This is a genomic window from Bacillus sp. EB600, assembly GCF_024494385.1.
Classification (GTDB): domain Bacteria; phylum Bacillota; class Bacilli; order Bacillales; family Cytobacillaceae; genus JAEVLT01.
Window position 1 is genome coordinate 14,741 of the sequence record NZ_JAEVLT010000019.1, and the last position, 24,270, is coordinate 39,010.

The following is a 24,270-nucleotide window of genomic DNA, read 5'->3' on the forward strand; positions in this document are numbered from 1 at the left end:
ATTGTAGGTCAATTGCCGTCACAAAGTTAGAAGTTAGCAATAAAATATAATACCGGAGTAGGACAAGCACACTTGCTTAGTATCCTTCCACAAACTCCGTAAACTTGAAAAAAAGGAGTGAATACAAATGCCTATCGTTAAACCGTTCATGGCGGGAAGAAGATTTGTAAGCACCATTGGAGCTGGTACAATTGCAGGCGCTGATGTGACATATGCTAATACAGATTTCACTGATGATACTGGTGGTGTTTCAACATTTCCTTCTTCACCTCCAGTTGTAAATTTATATATTAATGCTTTACTTCAAACAAGTGATACTGTAACAGGTCTTTCAACTACTGCAGTAACGATTGTAGGTGGAGCTACACTTGATCCTGCTACTCCAATTGTACTTGAATTTGTTATAAACTAATCCTATTTCATGCAAATGCTGACATCTAATTGTCAGCATTTGTGTTCACTGTATAACCAAAATCACAAAACATACATAATCTCTCATCATTACATCTTAATTCTCACAAATTGAAGAATAATAGGACTTCCTGCTTCAGGTACATCACCGGAAGTAAGTGTAATCTTTCCAGGTTCAACCATATATTGATTTTGCGGTTGTAATATACCATTAATAAAAAGGTTAATAAACGATACAGTTACTTTTTTAATGATTAATCAGTATAAACTGAAGCGTTATCGGTACACCAGCTTCAGGTGCTGTTGGTGTTAACAACGTTAATGCTCCTTCTTGTACGAGGTAAGCAGTTTGGGGTTGAATTATGCCGTTAATAAACAAATTAATATAGGAAACTTCGTTTGGTGATAATATCTGAGTTGTCCCGAATTCCGCTAGGCCATCAGCATTTGTATATATAAGTTTTTGACCGTCAGAAAAAGTAAAGTACAATAAATTAGTTGTAGGGATTGGACCTAGAATTGGAGGTCCTGGAGGTCCCTGAGGTCCAGTAGCTCCCTGGGGTCCCCTAGGCCCCCTAGGCCCCCTAGGTCCTTGAGGGGGGAATTGTTTTATGGGTTTTGGAATAGGTGTGAGTGGGCAACATCCCTGAAAAGGTCGGTTATTGTTAACCATATAAATCACCTCATAAAATTTTAAAAAATTACCTTATAAAATAATATGTTAGTAATTTTGCAGAATCTTGGACAAAGGTTGACTTTCCACTAATTCCCCTCTAACATTATTTTGCATTGTTACTATCTGTTTCAATATCCCTATCAAAAATCGGAATTTATCAAAAGAAGGGTTAAATGGCCTTAGCGAATAATATCCGCTAAATACTCCATCATGTATAACCTATACAAAACTGGTTAACATAAAGCTAATTTTCCGCATTGAAAAAGGATCTTCAAATCGAAGATCCTTTTTTATGTAACAAAAGCACCATTTATTAACGTAAGGTAGCAAAAAAACGTTGTATTAAATATCAAGACCAAATGGAACATCTAATATAACTAATGTGTTTTGTAATCTGTATTACTGATACCATGTGATACATACAATCTCGTATATAAAGATTACATATTATAAACTAAAGCACTTTAAAAAGGGGGGGCACAAATAGACACCTGGTTATTTCTCGTTGGTAATTTAGGATTTCCTATCGTTGTAGCTTTCTATCTTTTGATACGATTTGAAAGAAAGATAGATAATCTAACAGAAGCAATCAATAAAATGACAGATACCATTAAGGAAGGAAAAGACAGAGAATAGTTGTTTCATTGATGCATATCCTATACAAATCTAGTTAACATAAAGCCAATTATCGGTAAAAAAGAGGCTGACTCAAAAGGACATTAAATAACAACTTTTCGAGTCAGCCTCTTTTTATTCTAGGAATCTTTTATCTTTGAATACTTTTCTTAATGCTTCCTACGGTTCGCTTACCATGGACAGACGCCATACGGCGTTTTAAGCGATTGTAATACATCTCCCCTAGTAAAAAACCCTTCCGTTTCCTTCATGGAACAGCAACACCTTAAAGGCGCTCATTTTAAATATGTGCTTACACATTCAATAATTATAAGATACCAAGGATAGAGTATGTGTCTTTCATAGCTTGTTTTCCAACATTAGAGTGTTACGATAAATTTAAAGGGCAGCAATTCCATTACCAATTAGATTTAAAACAGTCGAAGCTCCAAGAGTCGCTAAATCTAAATTATTAATCAATTGAGCAGAAAAGAAGCGAATATTATTTCTTGCAAGCTCAACAGTTTTTGCCTCATATTTGAAATCACTAACTTTATAATTACCATAAAAGTATCTAATTCTAGGTAAACTGGCTCCGTTATCTAAAAGCATGTTCGTTGGACCAGAATGAGATTTCATATGCAAATTTATAAGTTTATCAAGATATTGACTACACTGGATTGTTTTTTTATCTAAAAGTCCGTAATTCATACCTAGATCAATCAATTCTTTTCTTTTTTTTATAATACACTCTAGTAAGTCTTCTGTTTCACCTACTGCATTGACTATCATCGACACTTTTTCTCCCCATCTCATCGAAATTTTTGGGTCTCTAAGATATGTAGTGGGTCCATAATAAAGTATAGAGACATCAAAAGATATTATGAGAAAGATGAGACCAAATGAAAACCCTTTCTACAAAAGATGTCAAAATATCACAAAAATTAATGTAGAATACTCAAAGAACCCATGGAAAAAAGTAGTTTTTTCACCTTCTCAGCATTGTATACCCTATACAAATCTAGTTAACATAATACCAACTCTAGGAAGTTGGCAAAATAAAAACCCCTTGTCGCTCAAGGGGTTTGTTGTCGTTTATTTTTATGGTTTATACAGAATTTTATACACCGTTGATGAATCAACGTTTTCGGCTTCTGAAGATGCCTGGCTGCTGCATAAAAAAGAAAGGTTTTATGCAATTTACTTGTGGCTAATCGGAAGAACTTCTTATTTGTCCTTTTCGGTTTATGAGATATAATAAAAGTTGGAAAGTTGAACAGTTGTATAGTCATACTAAGGAGGGGAATCATATAATGGCACAAACAAAAGAGCGAGGTGCTGTGACAATGAAACCAGAAAACGTCCGTTTCAAGAGAAAATCCCAAGTAACGATTCCAAAGGATTTTGTGGAAGCTTTAAACCTTAAAGAAGGCGATAATCTTCAATGTCGTTTAGAGGATGGGAAAATTATCATTGTCCCAATGATTTCCGTTCCAAAAGATCAGGCATGGTTTTGGTCAGAAGAATGGCAAAAGGAAGAAATGGAAGCAGAGGAAGATATTAAAGCAGGGCGTGTGAAGTCTTTTGACAATATAGAGGACTTGCTTAAATCACTGCATGAAGATAGTGATGAGTTCAACAGGGATGAAAAATGAAATTTGGTTATAATCGCAGGTTTGTAAAATCTTACGCCCGATTGGACAAACAATACCAAAAAGCTATTGATAAAGCTTTAGTTTTACTACTAGAAGATTTTAGTCACCCATCCCTTCGTACAAAGAAAATGGAGGGATGGGATTACATATTCGAAGCCAGTGCTAACATGGATATAAGGATTACCTTTCACTTTGAAAAACCAGATACCATTGTGTTAAGAAATTGCGGTCATCATGACCGAACATTAAAAAATCCTTAGGTGCTGTTATTCAGCACCTTTTACATACTCCAAAAGTTATCGTAATCTATACCCTTATCGAATTTTTTTAAAAATTTAATGATTTTTCTTGCTGTGCTAATTGTCGGCTGGTGTTCATCACTGGAACATAAGCGGCTAACTGTGGCTTTACTAACTCCAGCTTTTTCTAACTCCTTTTGGCTAATACCATGTTGATCAATATATCTACCAAGTTTAGACCTCGTTTTTCCTATTCCAAACCAATTCAATTCTTTCACTCTCCCAAGCTTTGTTTATAGCTCAAGGATTGACCTTTTTTTCATAGCTTATACAAAAGTTTCATCTCTGAAATTTTTTTACAGAGATGAGGAAACATGGACAACCAGGGCGGCATAGCTTGAGATATGGGCGAATGAGATACTCGCTAGAATCTTACGAAAGGAAAATTAGAATTTTTTAAGAGTCTTTCAAGAATCTATATCTAGTGCACTTGTACAGGTAGAAAAGTTGGTTTAATAAGAAAAGCAAAATCTGTTAATAAGAGGCGAAGTCGGGAGAAAAGGAAGGGGGTCCGGGGGAAACAAGGTAATATTCAGATAATTAAGGTTTTCAGAAAAATATCCGAAGGGCGCACTTATATACTACTATCGTGGTAAGTGCAAAATCATCGTGAAGCGTCTACAAAAAGGAGTGGTGAGAATGTTTAGTTCTGGTATTTTAATCGCTGGTGGCAGCTGTATAGCGTTAGCTTTATTGGATAAGTTTGCAGATGATTGCGGCATTCCATGGTTAGGAAATACATTAAAAATTCTTATTCCTATAGCGGCAATGATAGCAAGCGTGTATTTTCTTGAGACAAATACATTTTTGAGGTGGTTAAGGTGAGCATATGGGAAAAGTTAAAAGCGCGTAGACAGCTTATAAAAGCCTTTCGTACTGCTCAAATTTACCGTAGTTATTCCACAGATAACGGAGACCGTTACATTCTGCCTAAAATCCACTCTGTAGCCATTAACGATCATTCCACTGAATATGTCTTTACTCTCCCTACCGGTATTAATCCCGATTTATTGAAAAAGAATTTTTATGTGTTTCAGCAAGTGTTTGGGAAACAAATTGAACTTGATGGAGAAATAAAAAGGTTTGTTTTAACCGTCTATAAAACCGGTATAACAAAGGAATTAACCTACCGATATAGCAACGATATATTGCCTGTTATAGAAGGCTTTAAAATACCTATCGTTTGCGGTATGGATCGTAATGGCGAATGGGTAGTTTATGATGCCATAATGGAGCCGAACGCTTTGATAAGTGGGGAACCAGGAAGCGGAAAGAGTACGCAGTTACGGTCTATATTGACCACTCTCATAAAATATAAATCTCCTGACGAGCTTCACCTCTATTTGGGAGACTTGAAAATGTCTGAATTCCATTTATTTAAGGGTGTGCAGCACGTTAAAAGTGTAGCTACTTTCCCGGATGAATTGGAACGGATGCTGTCACAGGTCTATAATGAAATGCTTAACCGTAGCCGTTTATTGAATGCTACAGGTGTTATGCACGTTGATGATCTGCCAGCTGATAAGAAAGTTCCTTACATCCTTCTGGCCATAGATGAAATCGTTATGGTGATGGATAACAAGGATATTAAATCGATGCTTGTACAAATTGATTCATTAGGTCGGGCATTGGGAATTTATAATATTTTATCGTTGCAACGTCCTTCCCACGATATTCTAGACACGAAAATAAGATCCTTATTAACTGTACGGATGGGTTTTCGTACAACTGATCTATCAAACTCTAAAATTATCGGCACTCCAGGCAGTGAAAAAATAAGCAGAGAGACACCAGGAAGGTTTTATTTAAAAAGAGATAGCTTAGAAGAAATACAAGCCCCATATTTGACCGAGAAAGCGGCTAAAAAGGTTTTAGAGAGCTATAAGTCTATTGAATGGAAAAACGGGTGTAATGGCTATTCTATGCAGTCTGATGATGTGCTAACGGAAAGGGATGTGTTTTTTGATGCTAACTAGCCGAGATAAAGCGATTATTAAAGATTTAAATAGATTTAGGGTAATGGATCGGGATTCTATCGCAGAAATACACTTCTCGAATGTGAAAAATCCAAAGGATTCCACTAATCATGTTTTACTAAGATTGCTGAGGGATGGACATATTCAGCGGTCTAAATCATTCGTGCCGTATGTTTATTTTGGGACAGATGTAAATATGAAACGGAATAGCGCAAAAGTCGGGCATTTCCTTGCAATCTTGAATACTTACAAAGAAATGCGGAGGTTGGGGAAATTAACTACATTTTTAGTCGAGCCAAAATACGGCAGTAAGGGAACCGTGGAACCCGATATATTTTGTATTTTCCGAGATACACCTTTCTTTATTGAGGTTCAAAGGACCTTATACTCTGAAAAACAGATGAATGAAAAGATTAACAGATATGTAGAGTTGTATCATAGCAATGTTATGTCTAAGCCTTTTCCCCACGTTTTAATACTGTCTGAGCAACGATATGCCATCGATATGGATCTACCCTTTAGACTGTTTCAAGCTCAGTCATTTACTCAGTTTTTACAGTCATTGAAGCCAGAACAGCCGGTTATACAAAATAATACTGGTACCAATTTAAAGCTAAAAATAAATGGTTAACTCTAGTTAACCGAGTTAACCTATTGGTAAATAAGAAGAAATAGGTTAACTAAGGCTAGCCAAATCTGGATAGCCCTTTTTTATTTACCAAAGAATCGAACAAAGAAACCTTTCTTTTTCTCTTCTTGAGAAGATGCAATTTGTTGCAGCTGCTGTTGTATCTCAAGATATATTTTTTTAGTCTCCTGGCTTTCCCTTATAGATTCTATTAATCTTTTATCGTGCCGTTCCAGGCGTTCTTTATCTCGTTCTTCTGCTCGTTCGTCACGCTGTTCTAGAAATTCTTGCTGCTGATCTAGCCGTTGCAGGAGTTCGTGGTTAAATTCTTTTTGTTCCCTGTTGTCCTCTATAAGCTTACGATTTACCTCATCTTGCGTTCTTATAAACTCAATTAATGACGTTACTAATTCTTCATTAGAACGGCTTGAATCACGCTGTAATTCAAGTGATTTTTCCTCATTTTCTACAAGAACGCTATGCGTGCTTACCTGGAACGCACCCTTTCCAAACCTGTCTACAACAAGGTTTGCAGCGTTCTCCAATGGCATATTTTCATTTACTAAGTTTTGAAAATGCCTTAGAACAACTAAATCACCTTCAACAAAAAGACGGCGATTTTTATCGTTCCTGATAAATGCGTATCCACTTTTTTCGAGAGCAAGACACCATTTTCGAAGCGTACTATCTCCAATGTCTAAAGTCGTAAATACATCCTTTGATGTGTATGCTTTTTCTGTATAGTGATCCATTCTAATCGCCTCCCAGTAGCGTTCTAATATACGTTCTAGGAAAACAATTGAAAATCCTTCAATCTTTTTGCCGTACTACAGGTTTAGTTCCTCATTTATAGTCCTACAATTAGGGTACGATATCGTACTACACCTATAGGACGTTATCGTACTACAGTTAGTGGACGATAAATATTTTCCCTTCATATATGCCGAAATCCTAAAGAAAAATATAAAGAAATATACTTGCAAACATCTTTGCAAGGTAGCTAGTTTACATAATATGTTTTATGTTACTTTCGGTTTTAAACCTTTTCAAACGACAAAAGGGCAGATGTTCCCATCCTCAAACGGTTTGCCTTTACCTATAAAATTTTTTCCCTTTTACCAATAAAGGGATAAAATCTGCATATTTATTGGTAATTACTTCTTTCACTAACTGCTCATTCGTTTAATAAACAAAGTTTTGAAATTCATCCATAAGGAGTGTTAACAATGCAGGATGATAAAAACAAAGTTCTAATCTTGAAAGAACAAAAAATCATTCGTTTTGTGGAGGGTGTTATAAAAGAACTTTATAATGGGATACCAAACAAGTACAAACATACTTTAAATTCTGCTGAAATAGATGAACTATGGGATCGATTAATCAAAATAAAGTAGCAGAAAAAGGACTAAACTGTCCATCCATTATGCTGCATTCAGGTGAATTTTTGTCATAAAAATACTGCATACGTGGCAATGTGACCAAAAGTCTATTTTGTTACATAAGTAAAAAGCCACCCTTTAAGGGTGACTTAATTGTGTACTAATTGGTACGAGCACGTAACGATATACCTTGCACTATTATAAATAGCTGATTACCCATATATAACCTCTCGACTATATATGAACGTTAACTTCATTGAGTCATGTACTCAACTTAGTCTACGGCACTCAGTACGATCTTCGCTCGACCCTCATATAATAAATTGGGACCTTATTGTAATAATACCTTCAAGAGGTACGACTACAATAAAACCTTTCTCTACCATATAGAATCTTCCCTCCGACTATATACATACCATGTGGAGATGACCTATATATAATCTTTGGCCGACCTATATACACCACCTAAAGAGCATATATAGATCTTGGCTCAACCGTTACGTACCCGATACTAATATCATGAGAAAATTCATTTAAATTATGTGTAATTAATGTTTGGTAAAAATAACTCTTTTGACTATTGAACATATTATTTTGATTTCTACGCAAAATAATTTTCGTGTTACCTTAACTTCAATTTACTAAGGAGTGATCACTCATGTACAATCCGCAACTTATTTCTCAAATACAAAGCTCATTACAACAAATGCAAAGCTCAGAACAAAGTAATACCGTACAGTTAAGACAAATTTCTAATGAACTTCAACAGCTTGCTCAGCGTGAAAATTCTGCTGTTCAGCAAATTCAACATCTTAACCAATTATGTACCCAATTAAGCCAAGATGTTCAACGCATGTCACAATTAGGGTTTCAACAACAGCCTTGGCAACCCCAAGTAGGAGGAACATTTATACAGCCTTCAACTCCTCATTCGACAGTGTATCCACAACAATAATAAATAATTGCTGCCTTTGGTAAAGACTTCCCCACAAATCGCAATCTTTGGGAAGGCTTTTTTGTCTGCTTTGTGTGAATGTTACCTTTTATAGATTATGTTACATTCGGTTATAAACATTTGTTTAAATGCCAAAAGGACAGATTCACCAAGTCTGTCCTTTGTTCTTAGAAAAGAAGTTCAAAACCTTGTCATGTAATATATTATATTCTTTAAAACTACTAAATTATTGATATATCACAATGGCATTAAATTCAGCATTCCTTGCTTTTGTTGCTAGTGCATCTGCATTTTCCTTCGATGCAAAAGCACCAATTTGAACTTTATATAAACCATCTCTCAGTACAATAATCGCATCAAACCCTTTCGCTTTCGCTTCTGCTGCAAGGTTGTCCGCATTTGTTTTGTTACTGAATGCACCAATTTGTACTCTATACAGAGCAGTTGTTTTTTTAGTTAAATTAAATGCTCTAGCTACCCCATTGGCGTGGCCTCTAGCAATTGTCGTTAGAAAACTTGTATTTTTTAATTTAGCTGCATCATTTGCATTGTCGATAAATCCATTTTCCGTTAACAAAGCTGGCATTTTTGAGTTCCGTAATACAAAGAAGTCAGCAGTTTTTTCACCACGATCCGCAAAATCAACTACCTTTAAAACCTCTTCATGAATGATATTTTGATAAGTTGTTGTAGGGGCTCCAACTCCTGGGTAAATATAGCTTTCGAAACCTGTACCCCCACCGGAATTGATATGAATTGAAAGATAATAGTCTGCTCCCCAATTGTTTGCAGCATCAGTTCTTTCACTTAAGCTGACAGTCTGGTCGCTTGTCCTACTGCTAATTTTCCTTTAGGGTAAACAATGGATTATGTAAAAAAAGGACAGGTTGGAGGGCCTGTCCAAAAGGTTTTAACTCTTGGAAATACTATATTATATTTCTTAAAATAAGTATGGTTTGGTCAATTATCCAGTTTTAGAATAAAATCAATAACTCATAATGAATGTAACTTTTTTACATATTATGTTACATTCGGTTTTTCCATTAAACACAAAAAACCGCCAAATGTGCGGTTAGTGGAGGCGTAGGTATTGACCAAATACCCAATTTATTTATATTCTCGATAACATTTTTTGATTGGGCAATTACAAAAAAATGTATCTGTAGCTGACCGTTGGAATGTACTACAGATACATTTATTAAGGAAGGTGGAATCCCCCTTAGTAATAGATTTCCCTTGTAAAGAGAAACTTACTCAGAGCTGGAATTTTCCAAATGTAACAAAACATCTATTATGTTACATTCGTTAGGACGTCTAAAATGCAGCCTCATCGGCTATATACTCAGGTGTTTTTAAGACTTTTCTTTTCAAAAATTCCCACAAGAAATCTTACAAAAAGTGCTACTACGATATAGATGGGAAATGAATAAATAGTCTTCCACTTGTATAGTCGATAAACCCCAATCCACATAAAGAACAGTTCAATAACGAATGAGATTATTGCAGAAGTAATCGTGAATGCCAAAAATGCCTTTTTTGTGTCATTTCCGTAACGTTGATAAATCAGCATAAAAACAACAGGGATATATGTTAAATCATAAGGTACAAGTGGAGGAATACAAGCCCAATATAAACGAATCGGATACGCCCAAGCACCACGATTTAGCCCAATCATGTCTAATAGTACTGAAATGATTGCCATTAGGCATCCAAAATTAAAAATCAAATGAATACGCTGTTTATCTACGACTTTCCACCACACTACCCAAGAAAGAATAACCGTTATTACAAGAAACCACCATTGCCACGTAAAAAGTGCGTTTTCTAACCAATACTTATGATAAAGATCCAAAAAGTGTTTTCTCGCTTCCTGGATGTCCTCAAACGAAGGATTTTTCAACTATTCCAACTCTCCTTAAGATGAATACAAATAGTTTCCTACCGGTGTCTTCCATGGACAGATACGAAGGAGTAAGTAAAAAGTCCATTTTCTTAAAATACGACGAATTGAGATAAAATCCTGTTTATTATGTAAACTCATTTTTTAAGTTACTATTAGCTTGACCTCTTAAATTTACCAATGTACCAAACCTCTATTACGTTACATTCGCATCTTCGCTGTGATTATGCTTTAAAATTATTGAAGACGAAAATAAGTATCGATATAGATACCAACCTTAAATAATTGAATAAGATGTAACAAATCCAAGGGTAGTATCCGTCGTGCCGGGGCAAGCAAAAGCTTGTCCCTTTTATTTACAAATAAAATTTTGTTCTCCACCTCCCCCTACCATGGGGTTTTTGTTTTTCTATCTTCCGAAAAGTTGCTTTATGTAAACTTGTCTTGTATATAATATTCACCTCTACATAAAGGTTGTATTATTTTTGGGTAGACGGAAATTATATTACAGTCGAAAACAGAAAGGGGGGGAACTAAGTGGAAACAAGTATGAGTGTAGAAGAGGTTATGAATCAAATCTCTGAACTGATGCAAAAAGAAGGAATGCTCCTTCGGAAGAAGCAAATAAAGAAATCAAATCCAGAGCTTATGAAGAATGCATTGTATTATTTTTCAAGTTGGGAAACTGCAATAGAACAGAGCATTGGGTCTTAAAATTTAACATACATACGATCGTACAAAAAGGTTTGGGTATCTTAAAAGGAACTCAAACCTTTAAATCTGCGTTTCGCTAGTAGGCCCCATGTAAATCTTACTTTTTCTCCTCGAAAAAATCATATTGGTTTGAATGTAACTTATTTTTCAAAATGTTACCTAACGAAGGGACAAAAGGATTATTCCATTATTTCGCAGAAACCGAAAGTAACATAATAACGGTTTAAGGAACTGAAATGGATACAGTTTGAACTCAGTTCTAGTTGCATTCAAAGCAACTAAGACGCCTTAAGGCGGTCTCGTTTAACAGTTAGCTAAATGGATATGGGGCTGTGTACCCCTTATTGTTAAAACTGATAGAAATAGCTTTGTTAAGCGGTTTTCGTAATCATTTAAACGAATTTACACGATATCGAATCGAACCACAAGCCAAAAAGTTCGTAACGGATAATCAGCACTTGACCAATCAATTTTATTCTTAGAACATGGGAGATAGCCTATTTTATGATATTAAACTAGTATATTTTTCCGAATTGAAGCTAAAAGAAGCATGCCCGTCTAAATGGCGGTCTTTTTATTTGAATGGATAGCGGGTGAAAATTGATAAAGAGTATTTATTCGTTAATAGAAACTACTGCGTAATATCAAAAACGAAGGTTAATGATACATTTTTAGGTACTCTCAGTTTAGACCGTTTTTCCTTGTTTTTATCATATATTTTGTATCAAAACTTATCTCAAAAACTACGTAATAAAACTCAGCTTTAATAACCGTTTTTGATACAATAAGAGTAACAAAACGAGGAAGGGAATTGATACCTATGATTTTTGGATATGCGAGGGTAAGTACACAAGATCAAAATTTAGAAATACAGTTAGACGCTTTTTCGAAATACGGAGTAGATGAAATTTTTCAAGAAAAAATGAGTGGTGCTAAAAAAGATAGACCACAATTAGAAAAAATGATTGATAAATTGAGAAAGGGTGATAAAGTAGTTGTTTATAAGTTAGATCGTATCAGCAGAAGTACAAAGCATTTAATTGAACTATCAGAACTATTTGCAGAAAAAGAAGTGGATTTTGTTTCTATTCAAGATCAGATTGATACAAGTACATCAATGGGTAGATTCTTCTTTCGTACAATGGCGAGCATTTCGGAACTTGAAAGGGATATTATCAGAGATAGAACGAAAGCAGGACTTGAATCAGCAAGAGCAAGAGGGCGTGTAGGTGGTAGACCAAAAGCGGATAAAAAAGACGTTGAAAAAGCATTAAAGCTATACGATAGCCAAACAATGACAGTAGACGAAATAGCGGAAATGACTGGAGTATCTCGAGCAACATTATATAGAGCAGTAAAAGAACGTAAACAACAAGCCTAAAGAGTAATCAAGAAAGATTACTCTTTTTTATATGCCATTCAGACCGCGTACAAGCCCATATAAGCATAAATAACCGATTATGGTTTTGGATTCGATAAATAATCTATTATTCTATTCACAAAATATGCTAAGATATTACGACTACAATCGTGATTCACTGTCATTCTTTTTGAATACATCCCGAATATAATCAAATACAACTTGTCCACTTTCATATTTCTACGATAATAAGAAGGAAAAGATTTGAATACACACGAAACAGAATGGAACATAAGGGAGTGTAGTCAATGGGTTACTTAGAACAATTCGCTAGGAACAGAAGGAAAAAGGAAGAAACCGAGGTGCTAACTGCACGCCTTCCCAAAAGCTTATACAGCGATTTTAAGGACTATTGCGATCAACTGGGGTTATCTATTAGCGAAGCTGTTTACCTGCTTGTAGAACGCGAAATGTCAGGCAGTCCAAAGGAAAATACAAGTAAACTAAATATATCCAAACCAAAAGAAAATACAACTGACGACAAAACGATTGACGTTGTAGTTGAACCGAGTACAAAAGCAACTACACAAGTATTCAAAGAGATTGCAGCCTCTAAAGAAGCAACCAAGAGCCGATTCACAGCAAAATCGTGGGAAGTCGATGGGAAGCTGCCGTGCCCTAAATGCAACCAATGGGTCAGCGCTTCTAACTTTTCCCGCCATGCCAAACAGCACGGAACCACCACCCAGGAGATTTTCACGAATGAACGTTACAAAGAACGGATCGACCGAATGATAAAGGAATGGAGAGATACTCTCTAAAGGCGATCCGCAAGATAGATCCCGTGGCAAAGATGAGTGATTTTTGGGATATGTAGACAATATTAAAAAGGCCCAGGGAGTCCCCTGGGTGCTTTACTTATTCGGCTAACAACTGCTTAAAAGCTTTTCAATTTCCTTTTTCTGATCATTTATGTCTTTTTCAGACAGGTTTTTTGATTGAACTGATTCTTCCACTTTTAAAGCTTCAAAAAGCTCTTTTTTCAAATCCTCAAATGTTGTTGAAGCTTCATTGGTATCTAAACCAAACTTTGTTTGTAGCTCTTCGATTGCTAAATCTTTTATAAACCATGCTGGCTTAGACTCATTCGATTTTCTAAAGCTCGAAATTAAATGAAATAACATTTTCTGTGATTCAGATCCGGCAGCAACCTCTTCTTCTGATATGGAGGCTTTCAATACAGTAGTTATGTACCCGATGGGATTATCAATATCTGGCCTCATTTGAACGTGTTTCATTAATTCAATCACTCTATCCTCACCGAATTTTTTCCAGGATGCAATTAGATTATCACTAATCTTGATACCCATAGAAAAAGCGAATTTTTTAACTTGCTCTTTAAATGAGTTTGCATTTTGGAATCCTTGTAAACTATCCTCAAAAAGATCCAATTGTTTTGTAGGTTGTTTCTGGCCTTTTGATATGACGAATTTTACTTTATCTACTTTGCGGCCTTCTTTAACCTCTTCAATTTGGAAGCTTATATCTGTTTTCTTTTGTAATTCCTTTTGAGCAGGCACTAAAACCCTTTGCTTAAAGTTTCCATATGCAGGATAAATGTCTTCAGTTCCGAGAATTTTTCGTAAATCTTTTAAAAGAAAAGTTCGTTCTTTTAATTTTTCGTATTGCTTTAACAATTCATAAATTCGGATAGCATAAGAGCTTTTTAACTTTACTACATTTTCTAGTTTGTAGCTTGTAAACTCCCTTTTTAGCTCCAAGAGATAGGGACGAAGAAAAGGATCAAATCGAATGTCAATTGTCCCATCTGATTCGTTATAAGCTACATAGCTTAACCAGGCAACCTGAATCACTTTTTTATTGATCCGTACTTCAAAAACCTTTTGCATCAATTCTCTGGTTATTTGTCTTAATTCCGTATATTTAGGATTCCCCTTAAGACCTAGTAACTTATTAAACTCTTTAACGGGTAAGGTATATGTTTTGAAGTCTGAATCCGATGGCTGGATGTTGCTGGCCAAACAAAGAATAATCTTTTGTTCTACAACTCCAAGTTTGTAATTCGCTTCGATGAGCATGTTTGATTTAGTGACTAGCTTATTACTATTTGAATCGACTATGACTGGCACCAAAGAACCCCTCCCCTATATATCTAATTATGACAAAGAATGAAGTATAACAAAAGATATTTTTTGTTATACTTGGAACCAAAAATGTTATAGTCAAACCAAAAATGTTATAGTTGGAACCATTTTTGTTATAGTTACAGAACCAAAAATGTTATAGTTAAAACCAAAAATGTTATAGTTGGAACCATTTTTGTTATAGTTAAAACCAAAAATGTTATAGTTGGAGGGCTACATCCCTTGATACGACTGGATTTATAGCCACCGAAAACAATTAAAACAATTAAAACAATTAAAACATTATTTGTAAAACATTCACAACAGAGCTGTGTGAATAAATATTTTCAATCATTTTTGTTTAAACAATGCTTACCTGACTCAAGTCTATTTCTTTGATTCTTTCTAAAGTGAAATCATCCTGTTTATCTAATTGGGAACTAATCTTGTTACACTATAAAAGCAAAAAAAAGGTTGTAAATAGTGTTGTAAAAAACCTTCCCACCATCCCCAATATTAAATGCAAGTCATTTTGTTTAGAAAACGAGACCCGGTCCAGCAGAATGGTCACGGATTTCCGTATTTCCAATCCGTGACCATTCTGCTGGACCTTAGATAAATAACCTACTTACCTGATCATATATTTTGGGTGAAGGGGATGGTGGGGAATAGTTAGTGAGTAAGTGTATGGAAAGTAAAGTGTGAGTTAGAGAGTGTAAGTGAGTAAGTAAGAGGATCGAGGAGTTAGGGAATAGAAAAAAATTAAGAAAAAGAACAAGAATAAAAGTAAGCGTAAAAAAGGAAGAGTAAAAAGCCATTATGATGGTTTATAATCCGTGGATTGATGAAGTTAGGAAGGATCAAAGGATTTAAGGCATTATTGGTTTTTGTTATTTGTTTTCGGTTTGGTTTTTTGTGGTAAATCAGTTGAAAAACTGCAGATAAAACCGTAATCAAAGTTATAAATATAAACATAAAAAACAGAGCAATACATATTGCGTTTTTATTTACGGGTTAAACTTCCCCCTGTCCCTTTGTATTAGAGGAAAGGCCGGCATATATACTTCTCCGTGAACAAACGCATACCTCACCCCGTCAACGTACCTTATGACGTGCTGAGGTATACGTTACTCCGAAGTATATATGCCTGAAGAGTAAACATGTGAAGCTGGGTGTAGAGTATGTAGGAAGAATTGGACAGTAGATAAGAGTAAGAGAGAGTTGGTGAGTGAAGGTTGAAGAGTCGAAGTTGGAAGAACGGGAAGGTTCTTTGTGCTCCAAATGAAAAAACGAATGTTATAAAGTCACTAAAAATGTATCTGTAGATGACCGTTGGAATGTGCTACAGATACATTTATTAAGGAAGGTGGAATCCCCCTTAGTAATAGATTTTCCCTGTAAAGAGAAAATTACTCAGGTTCATTTCGGCTAAATGTGGGTAGCAATACGAGGAAACTTTGTCAAAACCGATTCTCATGGGGGTGGATCGGTTTTTTTGAGTTACGTTATGGAAAAGTGAATGGACACTACAAGAAAAAAGACACAAAGAAATGTGCCTTTAGAAAAAAAGAATTGGTTGGAATCCCATTTTCCATATTATGGGTAAATTAACTATAATGTTTAGACAGTGGCCCATTTTATGAATTTATTAAGCAAGGCATTTCATGGAGAATCAACAAAGGCACTCGCAAGGAAAGCAAAAGGGTGAACAGAAGTTGAACGGAGGTTATACAAAACCAGGGCAGCTAACAAGCTGCTTTTTTTAATGGAGAAAATCCGTTGGCCAAGAGAACAAACTGAATGTAACTTAATAGAGGTTTTGTTACATTCGATGAATTCCAGTTTTGTTGAATAAGCACAATGCAATGGAAGCGTGGATTACAGATATGGATGGAGTATATTAAATCAAAATCAGCAAAGGTGAAAAAAAGGCAGGCAAATGGATATAGATGGGAATATTAGCATATTAAACAGAGCATCTGCCGTCACAAAGTTAGAAGATAGTAATAAAATATAATACCGGAGTGGACAAGCACACTTGCTTAGTATCCTTCCACAAACTCCGTAAACTTGAAAAAAAGGAGTGAATACAAATGCCTATCGTTAAACCGTTCATGGCGGGAAGAAGATTTGTAAGCACCATTGGAGCTGGTACAATTGCAGGCGCTGATGTGACATATGCTAATACAGATTTCACTGATGATACTGGTGGTGTTTCAACATTTCCTTCTTCACCTCCAGTTGTAAATTTATATATTAATGCTTTACTTCAAACAAGTGATACTGTAACAGGTCTTTCAACTACTGCAGTAACGATTGTAGGTGGAGCTACACTTGATCCTGCTACTCCAATTGTACTTGAATTTGTTATAAACTAATCCTATTTCATGCAAATGCTGACATCTAATTGTCAGCATTTGTGTTCACTGTATAAACAAAATCACAAAACATACATAATTTCTCACCATTACACCTTAATTCTCACAAATTGAAGAATAATAGGACTTTTTGCTTCGGGTACATCACCGGAAGTAAGTGTAATTTTTCCAAGTTCAACCATATATTGATTTTGCAGTTGTAATATACCATTAATAAAAAGGTTAATAAAAGATACAGTTACTTTTTTATAGATACTAGCTTTTTTAATGATTAATCAGAATAAACTGAAGCGTTATCGGTACACCAGCTTCAGGTGCTGTTGGTGTTAACAACGTTAAGGATCCTTCTTGTACGAGGTAAACAGTTTGGGGTTGAAGTATGCCGTTAATAAACAAATTAATATAGGAAACTTCGTTTGGTGATAATATCTGAGTTGTCCCGAATTCCGCTAAGCCATCAGCATTTGTATATATAAGTTTTTGACCGTCAGAAAAAGTAAAGTACAATAAATTAGTTGTAGGAATTGGACCTGGAATTGAAGGGCCTGGAGGTCCCTGAGGTCCAGTAGCTCCCTGGGGTCCCCTAGGTCCCCTAGGTCCTTGAGGGGGGAAATGTTTTATGGGTTTTGGAATAGGTATGAGTGGGCAACATCCCTGAAAAGGTCGGTTATTGTTAACCATATAAATCACCTCATAAAATTTTTAAAAATTACCTTATAAAATAATATGTTAGTAATTTTGCAGAATCTTGGACAAAGGTTGACTTTCCACTATTTAGAATTCTAAAAGTTAAAAAGCAAAAGAGCTGAAATTCACCAAATGTAACAAAACTTGTATTTTGTTACATTGGAACACCAAACGAAAAATTTATCCTATTTATTAAGTAATGAAAAAAGAACAGATACACGCATATCTGTTCTTTTTTATGGAAAGAAAGGGGGGCGTACCCTTGCTATCATTTTATTTTTTAAGAACAGGATTTGATTGGACAACTCCCTAATAAGACCCTTTTTAAATTTTTTTATTATACAAGCTCTTCTTGAATATTTGAAGTATTGCTTCGGTATAGAGTAAAAAACAAAGGAAAAGAGTGAGTTCTGTCTCTTCTACGAGGTAAGATTCAAAAAAAATGGAGATCATTGGAACTTGGTTTATTTTATGTTTAATGCTTTTCATGTGTATATGTTATTGTCCTCAAAAAACACACAAATTGTGAATACTGCGAAATAAAAAGCGAGAATACGACTGACTCACTATCGAATGACTTAAACAATGTACGAAGAAATGAACACTATCCGCTTAAAACTAATAATTTAGTTATACATCACCAATGTATCATTTCATCCATTATGTTACATTCATTACAAAACGCAAATAAGTGTTGATATAGGCACCAAACCTAAAGGACTGAATAAAATATATCAAATCCAAGGGTGGATTACCGTCGTGTTGGGGCAAGCAAAAGCTTGTCCTTTTGCTATTTAGAAGTCACTACGAGTCGATAGCTTATATTGAGAGTCGCTAACTATAGATTATGTTACATTCGGATTTTCTTCTGAATCCATAAAAAAAAGCTGCTGATGCAGCCTGATGCTTATTCAACTCAAGCACCTAGTTAGTGAAAGCAGTAACATTTATTCTTTGTTTTTGAAATGTGACTCAATTGAATTAAATTTTTGAAGAACCGCTTTCACAAATATTCCAATTAATATATATAATGGGACAGAGTATAAGTGATTCCATTTTTTTATTTTATATATCCCAAGCCATTGAAAGATATTTTCTCCTATATATGAAGCAAAAAACGCATAAATTATAGTTGCTATTATGTATTTTTTCCACGTAGAATATCTCTGATAAATCATCGAGTAAATAAAGGGAATAATAGATAAATCAGCAGGTGCAAACTCATCTCTTTCTAATGGCGTTAAAGTATAAGGGTATATCCAAAAATCTAGGGATGTACCAATTTGGTCCAAAATGAAAGCAATTCCTGCTGTAATCAGCCCAACTAGACTTATTTCTTTTAACCGAGTTTTATCGACAAATCTCCACCATAGAAACAATGAAAAAATAAAAACAAATATTTCAATCCACCACTGGTATGTAAAAACCACTTCTTGTGTCCCGTAATCAAACCATAACTTTCGTAGGTGGTCATAGGTGTTTTCCATCTTTCGGAATTTATCCATTTCTCTCATCCCTTTTAATTAAAAAAAGACCGTCTCACCGCTCTATATCCATCTTTTTAATATTTGTCTCAACAACCCCAATTATTACTTTTTATTCTTTAACAAAACTGCCACTTATAAGCAAAATATCTATATAATTATAGAATTCCCCGATGTAGGAAGTTCAATATTGTATCGTCTAGGGAAAAATATAAATATACCTAAGATCGTTGGGACATTGTTTCAACTGGAACTTTAATCGTATAAGCTTCCCTTCATCACTAAACCTTTATTTGAACTCACTTTTATGTATTAAAAATACAATTATATTCCTTTTTGATCATTTGAATTTTTCCCTACTTTAGGCAAAAGAATATGACGGTCTTATTTAGCAAAACTATCTGTCCGTTTTTAAATAAAAATTCCTATTTAAAAAAGTATACTTCTCCAAATAGGAATTTAACCGAAACATCGAAAACAGTTTATTTGTCCGAGATTAACTAGAACGGCCTAAGCGACCTGAACGTTTAGATAGTGGACCGGGGCTCATTGCTATTGGTTCTTCAACTAAGAACTCCCTCATTCCAGCTGTTTGTATTGCCTCTACTGCTTTACGAATATCTTGATCAGAAATTGTTTGCATGAATACTCCCCTTATATAATCTAATACTCGAAGAATAAGCATAGAATAGGATCCATTGCAGATTCTCCAGGACTATATATTATGATTTAGGAAGGAAGAAAGCGCTTGTCGTATTAAAATTTTCGCATTGTTAAAATAAAGAAATCGTACCAAGGAAATTTTATTATGGTCGAACTTCTTTCGTTGTAAGCACCCGTAAGGAATCCTTAACATCTTTGGCGAACTGAATCGGATTATCAATTTTTTCAAAATGTATATACATTAGTCGTGGATGATCAAATAACCAATGATTATGAAAGGCAGTCACAATAATATCGTGTTGGCGAAGTTTACTAATCAATGGATTAAACTCCTCTTCTGTTTGTCTGTTCGAAACAGGATGATCTACCTGCGATTGAACACCTACATTACGGGTAGTTAACACATCTAAAGCCTCTCTTACTTTCGCCGAAAAAGATAGTGGCCGATCGATGGATTCAAAATGGATAAACATTAAACGCGGCTTATCAAAAAGCCAATGATTGTGAAGAGCTGTTACAATAATTCCAAATTCACGTAGACGAGATATTAATGGATTAATCTCTTCTTGAAGAATAACCGTTTCCCCAAGGCACAAAGCATTTCCTTCACGATCCATATTTTCAAACGAAAAGGCCTGTGGTCTAAACATAAAGGATTCTGCTCTTCTACCCAAAACCACCTGAACTATTAATCTTTCAGGATATAATATTCAAACTGGACCATTTGGACAGAACTTTCCACTTATGTCTATAAAAAATAAAATTGATTTAAAAACTGAAGATTTTAAAAACTGAGTTCTAACCTCATTTAAAGATATTATAAGACCTCTTAAACTATCATTATTGAAAATAAAACAATTCGTTTCTTAACCACTTTGCAAACTCTTGAGAAGCCCTTCTAACCTCTGGATGAACTTCTTTCTCACACCTTATTCTTAATCCTTGTCGGTGGATAGTCATCTTCCATTTTAATCACCCCAAACCCTCATAAAACACTTCTGTGGCCAGCTTTTTCTCCTAGAGTTAACGGAGATAAAATAAGATAATAAATGATAGGCATCTAAAGATTTTTAGATACTATCCAATTTTGATGGTAGTTCCGTCAAATTTAGTCAGAGTGAATCCGTTAAAATACTCATTGTAAGTCCTCCTGTAATCCTGAATGATACCGATGGCGACTGCTTCACCCAATTTTAGCCCTTCGATGCCATCAGAACGCCAATGGACGCCGGCAGCATCCCGTCCAAGGGAGATGTTAGATGCAAGTTTATTTAATTCCCCCCCAATCATCAATGAAGGACCTGTGAAAGGAAGTAAGGAGAGACCATCAGATGAGGTTACGACGGGATTGGGGATAACAAATGATTCATTAAAAAATGCCTTTAACATCGTGACTCCGGCTCCAACCATACAGGCGTGTCCTGCAGGAAAGGATGGATGAGTCGGACAGCCTTCCGGATAGGCCTGGGGCAAAAGGTATGTTCCAAATTTGCTATGAACTTGGGAAACAACCTCTGAGTTGAGTAGTTCAGGGTTAATGGGGTAACTAGAAGCACCTATCAATTGATTGTGGACGCGGCCACCGAACTCTTCTGGCCTGAGTCGGCGATGGACCAAAAACTTCTGGAACCAACCGGCCTCAAGAGCTGTCCTTGCAGCCTTGGCCACCCAATCAAGAATATGAGGAGTGCCAAAAGTAATGAGCCAACCTGAGTTCTGGAATGCAGATAAGGATTAGCTGGATCAAGTGCATAATCCCCTAAACTCGATAGAATTAAACAAGCATCAAGGATCGATTGGTAATTAAAATCCTTGTGAACAAATGAGGCTAAATCTCGGCTATTACGGATATAGCGAGGTATCGGATCAAATTGATTCTTCGTTGTTGGAGGTAATCCGTTTTGGATATTTAACCATTCTCCATACGATGTCATGTGGTCGTCCCCTGCTACTGTGGTACTGTACCGCTGGGTAATCGTTGTTGCTCCATAAGGTATGTCCTTCCACAAGAATTGGGAGATGTATGGCCCAATGAGGTCGCCTGGCCCATTACCTCGAAATAAGGTCTGTGTAGTGACTAGTCCATTCACTTTTGGTCCACGAAAATCAGAAAATTTGGATAGATCTAAAGCGGCCAATTCGGTCAGAGGATTGGTGTGATAGTCTTCAAAAGGGACATCACGGGTAATGGCCTGCCAATAAACTTCAACAATCTCACTCGCCTCCCATGCACTGCTGAAGGACGGTGGCGCCATGATACCTAAATGGTGACTATCAGGTCCAGCTAGGTCTAATGTATACGCAGCTTGCGGATTGGATAATTTGAAAACTCCGCCTAATGGGATCTTTTCAAAATCTTTTGGTTTACCTGTCTTTAATGCGTGAATAAACGATTTATAAGCATTAAGGTCAACCTCTCCTAGTGAATTGTGTGGCAGCCCCTTTGAATAGTTAGCGATTTTATTAAAAAATAAGTGTTCATCATGATTACAAGGCTTTTCCGGGAGAGGAAGTTTCTTCTGGAAATGGGCAGCTTCTTCACGAACTTGATAGGCCTCTTTTCGACGCTCTTCGGCATTGGTCGGTCCGATTACACACGAGTTGTTTGGCTCTAAACTCTCATTGTCTATTTCATTTTTTTCCATTTCATCGCTCCTTATATCCTTTCAAAAAAGAATAGACTCAATATAAGGTATTCAGATTCATTTCATTGGCTTAGATTCTTTTATTAGGTTATTCACTCTTCTCTTGTCCTTATATGACATGTCTGAAAACAGTTAACATATTCTATAGTTTTAAATGGGTTATAGTACAAAAAAAATAAGACATACCTCACTATTATGTCTTTACAAGATCTATATTCATTAGTAACGTTTCTTTTGCGTTAATCGTGGTCTTGTTCATTCTACTGACCATTGTAGGATCTTCTTTCGTGCTTTACTAAAATGGTACGGAACACAGGGCAGGTAATATTAAGTAGATATAAGGTTATTTATTTTCAACGTCTGAAAGCCGCATTCTTCCGCTGAAAAATGGGGCTACTTTCAAAAATAGTCGTTTACTTTTACGGGATCACTCATATTGAGCCAAAAACGTCTTAATAAGTCCTTGACTAAGTCCGTTATACAACAAAAGCGCCCGATTGCGAAAGATCGTTTCAAAGACCTTATTGAAGAAAAGCACTCCATTGAAAAAGCACCTTCTCTTCTATTGTACATATAATCTTCGAACTATGGAATAAAAAAGGTTGTTATTTTGACAACCAAACTTAATGAACTAGCAGCCATCGATTGCTAAAACCGTTTTAATTTTCAATTTCTAAACACGTGTTAATGTATTTTCGGTACACCTTTCTTGACTAAGATGGGGCTGAGGTTGTGTTAAACAATCTAGTGTACGTTGTCAGTGAAAGCGTAAACACTCATCAAGACTAGATTTCTACTTTTTTAGCTACAGATGTACTTGGAAACTCTAATTAGTAACGAGTTGTTAGGGGCTCAAAAGCTATCTACCAAACTTGCCTACAGCTTTGTTTTGTATAGAGCATTTTATTCTATTTTCCCCTTCTATTGGAGTCGCGTGATAACAAGGTGTGCTGAAACAGGCCTTGTTCCTCCAGCGAGAGGAGTGATGGTTAGTGCTGTGGATTCGCCAGCAGGATTTCGTACAGTGAGTATTGAATTGATGCTTGTCGTTGTCACAAGAGCCATTCCTACTATCTGAGAAGTACCGGTTGCTCGTCCGACCACCGTATAGGCCAGGTCAGCGCCATTGAGAGTTAAAATCAGTTGGCCCGGTTCGGTCACACTTACCTGGAACAATACCTGATAAGTGCCAATTTCAGACAAGTTAAATGTACTGGGACCAGTACGGGTAATATCAGTCCCACTAGTAGGTCCATCTTGTGGAAAACTTACGTCAGTACCGGGAGCAACTGTTGCTGCATTATCAGGAGGCATCAATGCAAAAAAATCTGCAAACGCTAATACTCCTCCAGCTGGCCCCTGTGGTCCGGTAGCTCCTGTTGCTCCTGTTGCTCCTACTGGCCCCTGTGGTCCGGTAGCTCCTGTTGCTCCTACTGGTCCCTGTGGTCCGGTAGCTCCTGTTGCTCCTACTGGTCCCTGTGGTCCGGTAGCTCCTGTTGCTCCTCTTGGCCCGATAGCTCCCCGTGGTCCAGGAGGACAGATGCATCTTTGCTGTGGCGGTTTTGGAATCGGAACCAATGGACAACATCCTATAAAATTTTTTCCATTAAACACCAAATATATCATCTCCTTTATAATTAAAAGAGTATGTCCTCAATAACATATTTGCTTGTGCTAAAACGGAAAAATATTAAGCTTGTT

Annotated in this window: 26 protein-coding genes and 4 pseudogenes; 14 read left to right on the top strand and 16 right to left on the bottom strand. The window is 36.0% G+C overall.

Annotated features, from left to right (window positions below; genetic code table 11):
- Nucleotides 1-127 precede the first annotated feature (127 nt).
- Nucleotides 128-412, top strand: a complete 285-nt coding sequence (locus tag JN080_RS17795) for a DUF4183 domain-containing protein (RefSeq protein WP_256237332.1) — start codon at nt 128-130, stop codon at nt 410-412.
- Nucleotides 413-501: 89 nt separating this feature from the next.
- Here JN080_RS17795 and JN080_RS17800 read toward each other — a convergent pair whose 3' ends face one another.
- Entirely contained in the window at nt 502-666 is a 165-nt protein-coding gene (locus JN080_RS17800; RefSeq protein WP_309144692.1) for a DUF4183 domain-containing protein, read from the bottom strand.
- A pseudogene (locus JN080_RS17805) lies at nt 659-1,009 on the bottom strand (DUF4183 domain-containing protein); the annotation flags it as partial. The pseudogene JN080_RS17805 and the gene JN080_RS17800, both read right to left, overlap by 8 nt.
- Nucleotides 1,010-1,570: 561 nt before the next feature.
- Between JN080_RS17805 and JN080_RS17810 the strand changes: the two are divergent.
- Nucleotides 1,571-1,723: a YvrJ family protein gene (locus tag JN080_RS17810; protein WP_256237400.1), complete on the top strand. Its 153-nt coding sequence runs from the start codon at nt 1,571-1,573 to the stop codon at nt 1,721-1,723.
- A gap of 378 nt (nt 1,724-2,101) precedes the next feature.
- Here JN080_RS17810 and JN080_RS17815 read toward each other — a convergent pair whose 3' ends face one another.
- Nucleotides 2,102-2,494 (bottom strand): aspartyl-phosphate phosphatase Spo0E family protein, encoded by a 393-nt coding sequence (locus JN080_RS17815; RefSeq protein ID WP_256237333.1) that lies wholly within the window; start codon nt 2,492-2,494, stop codon nt 2,102-2,104.
- Nucleotides 2,495-3,015: 521 nt separating this feature from the next.
- Here JN080_RS17815 and JN080_RS17820 point away from each other — a divergent pair.
- Nucleotides 3,016-3,357 carry an AbrB/MazE/SpoVT family DNA-binding domain-containing protein gene (locus JN080_RS17820; RefSeq protein ID WP_256237334.1) on the top strand — a complete coding sequence of 114 codons (342 nt, stop codon included), beginning with the start codon at nt 3,016-3,018 and terminating at the stop codon, nt 3,355-3,357.
- A complete protein-coding gene (locus JN080_RS17825) occupies nt 3,354-3,617 on the top strand; it encodes a cytotoxin (protein WP_256237335.1) in 264 nt (87 codons plus the stop codon). The genes JN080_RS17820 and JN080_RS17825 overlap by 4 nt, the downstream gene beginning before the upstream one ends.
- Nucleotides 3,618-3,637: 20 nt before the next feature.
- On the opposite strand, the gene JN080_RS17830 is transcribed toward JN080_RS17825, so the two are convergent.
- Nucleotides 3,638-3,865, bottom strand: coding sequence for a helix-turn-helix transcriptional regulator (locus tag JN080_RS17830; protein WP_256237336.1), 228 nt, complete (start codon nt 3,863-3,865; stop codon nt 3,638-3,640).
- Nucleotides 3,866-4,295: 430 nt separating this feature from the next.
- Between JN080_RS17830 and JN080_RS17835 the strand changes: the two genes are divergently transcribed.
- From JN080_RS17835 to JN080_RS17845, 3 genes are read left to right on the top strand one after another with little or no spacing between them, the layout of a single operon-like run.
- Nucleotides 4,296-4,481: a hypothetical protein gene (locus tag JN080_RS17835; RefSeq protein WP_256237337.1), complete on the top strand. Its 186-nt coding sequence runs from the start codon at nt 4,296-4,298 to the stop codon at nt 4,479-4,481.
- Nucleotides 4,478-5,632, top strand: coding sequence for an FtsK/SpoIIIE domain-containing protein (locus JN080_RS17840; protein ID WP_256237339.1), 1,155 nt, complete (start codon nt 4,478-4,480; stop codon nt 5,630-5,632). Before JN080_RS17835 ends, JN080_RS17840 begins: the two co-directional genes overlap by 4 nt.
- On the top strand, nt 5,622-6,263 hold the full coding sequence (locus JN080_RS17845) for a replication-relaxation family protein (protein WP_256237340.1): 642 nt from the start codon (nt 5,622-5,624) through the stop codon (nt 6,261-6,263). The genes JN080_RS17840 and JN080_RS17845 overlap by 11 nt, the downstream gene beginning before the upstream one ends.
- Nucleotides 6,264-6,343: 80 nt before the next feature.
- Here the strand turns inward: JN080_RS17845 and JN080_RS17850 are convergent, their stop codons facing one another.
- On the bottom strand, nt 6,344-7,012 hold the full coding sequence (locus tag JN080_RS17850) for a hypothetical protein (protein WP_256237341.1): 669 nt from the start codon (nt 7,010-7,012) through the stop codon (nt 6,344-6,346).
- A gap of 474 nt (nt 7,013-7,486) precedes the next feature.
- On the opposite strand from JN080_RS17850, the gene JN080_RS17855 reads away from it, so the two are divergent.
- Together JN080_RS17855 and JN080_RS17860 are read left to right on the top strand one after the other, a co-directional pair.
- Nucleotides 7,487-7,654: a hypothetical protein gene (locus JN080_RS17855; protein ID WP_256237342.1), complete on the top strand. Its 168-nt coding sequence runs from the start codon at nt 7,487-7,489 to the stop codon at nt 7,652-7,654.
- Nucleotides 7,655-8,297: 643 nt separating this feature from the next.
- Nucleotides 8,298-8,594 (top strand): hypothetical protein, encoded by a 297-nt coding sequence (locus JN080_RS17860; RefSeq protein WP_256237343.1) that lies wholly within the window; start codon nt 8,298-8,300, stop codon nt 8,592-8,594.
- A 226-nt stretch (nt 8,595-8,820) separates the two neighbouring features.
- On the opposite strand, the pseudogene JN080_RS17865 reads toward JN080_RS17860, so the two are convergent.
- Nucleotides 8,821-9,432: pseudogene (locus JN080_RS17865) on the bottom strand (N-acetylmuramoyl-L-alanine amidase); the annotation flags it as partial.
- Nucleotides 9,433-9,936: 504 nt separating this feature from the next.
- Nucleotides 9,937-10,494, bottom strand: a complete 558-nt coding sequence (locus JN080_RS17870; protein WP_256237344.1) for a CBO0543 family protein — start codon at nt 10,492-10,494, stop codon at nt 9,937-9,939.
- 537 nt (nt 10,495-11,031) lie between these two features.
- On the opposite strand from JN080_RS17870, the gene JN080_RS17875 reads away from it, so the two are divergent.
- The 3 genes from JN080_RS17875 to JN080_RS17885 all read left to right on the top strand — a co-directional run bounded on the left by JN080_RS17875 (nt 11,032) and on the right by JN080_RS17885 (nt 13,389).
- The gene (locus tag JN080_RS17875) at nt 11,032-11,208 is read left to right on the top strand and encodes a hypothetical protein (protein WP_256237345.1); all 177 of its coding nucleotides are present in this window, start codon (nt 11,032-11,034) and stop codon (nt 11,206-11,208) included.
- An 820-nt stretch (nt 11,209-12,028) separates the two neighbouring features.
- Entirely contained in the window at nt 12,029-12,589 is a 561-nt protein-coding gene (locus JN080_RS17880; RefSeq protein ID WP_256237401.1) for a recombinase family protein, read from the top strand.
- A 287-nt stretch (nt 12,590-12,876) separates the two neighbouring features.
- A complete protein-coding gene (locus JN080_RS17885; protein ID WP_256237346.1) occupies nt 12,877-13,389 on the top strand; it encodes a hypothetical protein in 513 nt (170 codons plus the stop codon).
- A gap of 105 nt (nt 13,390-13,494) precedes the next feature.
- Here JN080_RS17885 and JN080_RS17890 read toward each other — a convergent pair whose 3' ends face one another.
- On the bottom strand, nt 13,495-14,667 hold the full coding sequence (locus JN080_RS17890) for a replication initiation protein (RefSeq protein ID WP_483861547.1): 1,173 nt from the start codon (nt 14,665-14,667) through the stop codon (nt 13,495-13,497).
- A 2,138-nt stretch (nt 14,668-16,805) separates the two neighbouring features.
- Between JN080_RS17890 and JN080_RS17895 the strand changes: the two genes are divergently transcribed.
- Complete coding sequence (locus JN080_RS17895) at nt 16,806-17,090, top strand: DUF4183 domain-containing protein (RefSeq protein ID WP_256237332.1); 285 nt, start codon at nt 16,806-16,808, stop codon at nt 17,088-17,090.
- An 89-nt stretch (nt 17,091-17,179) separates the two neighbouring features.
- On the opposite strand, the gene JN080_RS29910 is transcribed toward JN080_RS17895, so the two are convergent.
- The 7 genes and pseudogenes from JN080_RS29910 to JN080_RS17925 all read right to left on the bottom strand — a co-directional run bounded on the left by JN080_RS29910 (nt 17,180) and on the right by JN080_RS17925 (nt 22,569).
- Entirely contained in the window at nt 17,180-17,362 is a 183-nt protein-coding gene (locus JN080_RS29910) for a DUF4183 domain-containing protein (RefSeq protein WP_375141690.1), read from the bottom strand.
- Nucleotides 17,355-17,690 (bottom strand): annotated as a pseudogene (locus JN080_RS17900) (DUF4183 domain-containing protein); the annotation flags it as partial. The gene JN080_RS29910 and the pseudogene JN080_RS17900, both read right to left, overlap by 8 nt.
- Before the next feature lie 1,034 nt (nt 17,691-18,724).
- Complete coding sequence (locus JN080_RS17905; protein WP_256237348.1) at nt 18,725-19,282, bottom strand: CBO0543 family protein; 558 nt, start codon at nt 19,280-19,282, stop codon at nt 18,725-18,727.
- 475 nt (nt 19,283-19,757) lie between these two features.
- The gene (locus tag JN080_RS17910) at nt 19,758-19,904 is read right to left on the bottom strand and encodes a hypothetical protein (protein ID WP_256237349.1); all 147 of its coding nucleotides are present in this window, start codon (nt 19,902-19,904) and stop codon (nt 19,758-19,760) included.
- 163 nt (nt 19,905-20,067) lie between these two features.
- Nucleotides 20,068-20,604: pseudogene (locus JN080_RS17915) on the bottom strand (DUF1259 domain-containing protein); the annotation flags it as partial.
- A gap of 397 nt (nt 20,605-21,001) precedes the next feature.
- On the bottom strand, nt 21,002-21,541 hold the full coding sequence (locus JN080_RS17920; RefSeq protein ID WP_256237351.1) for a vanadium-dependent haloperoxidase: 540 nt from the start codon (nt 21,539-21,541) through the stop codon (nt 21,002-21,004).
- Nucleotides 21,484-22,569: a hypothetical protein gene (locus JN080_RS17925; RefSeq protein WP_256237352.1), complete on the bottom strand. Its 1,086-nt coding sequence runs from the start codon at nt 22,567-22,569 to the stop codon at nt 21,484-21,486. Before JN080_RS17925 ends, JN080_RS17920 begins: the two co-directional genes overlap by 58 nt.
- A 212-nt stretch (nt 22,570-22,781) precedes the next feature.
- Here JN080_RS17925 and JN080_RS17930 point away from each other — a divergent pair, with 212 nt between their 5' ends.
- Nucleotides 22,782-22,868: a YjcZ family sporulation protein gene (locus JN080_RS17930; protein WP_256237402.1), complete on the top strand. Its 87-nt coding sequence runs from the start codon at nt 22,782-22,784 to the stop codon at nt 22,866-22,868.
- Between the two features lie 622 nt (nt 22,869-23,490).
- Here the strand turns inward: JN080_RS17930 and JN080_RS29485 are convergent.
- Nucleotides 23,491-24,147 (bottom strand): collagen-like protein, encoded by a 657-nt coding sequence (locus JN080_RS29485; protein WP_305474240.1) that lies wholly within the window; start codon nt 24,145-24,147, stop codon nt 23,491-23,493.
- Nucleotides 24,148-24,270: the final 123 nt, after the last annotated feature.

What these genes read in the sequence shown, in the direction of transcription:
- JN080_RS17895 (WP_256237332.1), top strand. Translation starts at nt 16,806, where the DNA reads ATGCCTATCGTTAAACCGTTCATGGCGGGAAGAAGATTTGTAAGCACC.
- JN080_RS17905 (WP_256237348.1), bottom strand. Translation starts at nt 19,282, where the DNA reads ATGGATAAATTCCGAAAGATGGAAAACACCTATGACCACCTACGAAAG.
- JN080_RS17910 (WP_256237349.1), bottom strand. Translation starts at nt 19,904, where the DNA reads ATGCAAACAATTTCTGATCAAGATATTCGTAAAGCAGTAGAGGCAATA.
- JN080_RS17815 (WP_256237333.1), bottom strand. Translation starts at nt 2,494, where the DNA reads ATGATAGTCAATGCAGTAGGTGAAACAGAAGACTTACTAGAGTGTATT.
- JN080_RS17925 (WP_256237352.1), bottom strand. Translation starts at nt 22,569, where the DNA reads ATGGAAAAAAATGAAATAGACAATGAGAGTTTAGAGCCAAACAACTCG.
- JN080_RS17890 (WP_483861547.1), bottom strand. Translation starts at nt 14,667, where the DNA reads ATGCTCATCGAAGCGAATTACAAACTTGGAGTTGTAGAACAAAAGATT.
- JN080_RS17825 (WP_256237335.1), top strand. Translation starts at nt 3,354, where the DNA reads ATGAAATTTGGTTATAATCGCAGGTTTGTAAAATCTTACGCCCGATTG.
- JN080_RS17885 (WP_256237346.1), top strand. Translation starts at nt 12,877, where the DNA reads ATGGGTTACTTAGAACAATTCGCTAGGAACAGAAGGAAAAAGGAAGAA.
- JN080_RS17820 (WP_256237334.1), top strand. Translation starts at nt 3,016, where the DNA reads ATGGCACAAACAAAAGAGCGAGGTGCTGTGACAATGAAACCAGAAAAC.
- JN080_RS17850 (WP_256237341.1), bottom strand. Translation starts at nt 7,012, where the DNA reads ATGGATCACTATACAGAAAAAGCATACACATCAAAGGATGTATTTACG.
- JN080_RS17835 (WP_256237337.1), top strand. Translation starts at nt 4,296, where the DNA reads ATGTTTAGTTCTGGTATTTTAATCGCTGGTGGCAGCTGTATAGCGTTA.
- JN080_RS17795 (WP_256237332.1), top strand. Translation starts at nt 128, where the DNA reads ATGCCTATCGTTAAACCGTTCATGGCGGGAAGAAGATTTGTAAGCACC.
- JN080_RS17860 (WP_256237343.1), top strand. Translation starts at nt 8,298, where the DNA reads ATGTACAATCCGCAACTTATTTCTCAAATACAAAGCTCATTACAACAA.
- JN080_RS17845 (WP_256237340.1), top strand. Translation starts at nt 5,622, where the DNA reads ATGCTAACTAGCCGAGATAAAGCGATTATTAAAGATTTAAATAGATTT.
- JN080_RS17880 (WP_256237401.1), top strand. Translation starts at nt 12,029, where the DNA reads ATGATTTTTGGATATGCGAGGGTAAGTACACAAGATCAAAATTTAGAA.
- JN080_RS17855 (WP_256237342.1), top strand. Translation starts at nt 7,487, where the DNA reads ATGCAGGATGATAAAAACAAAGTTCTAATCTTGAAAGAACAAAAAATC.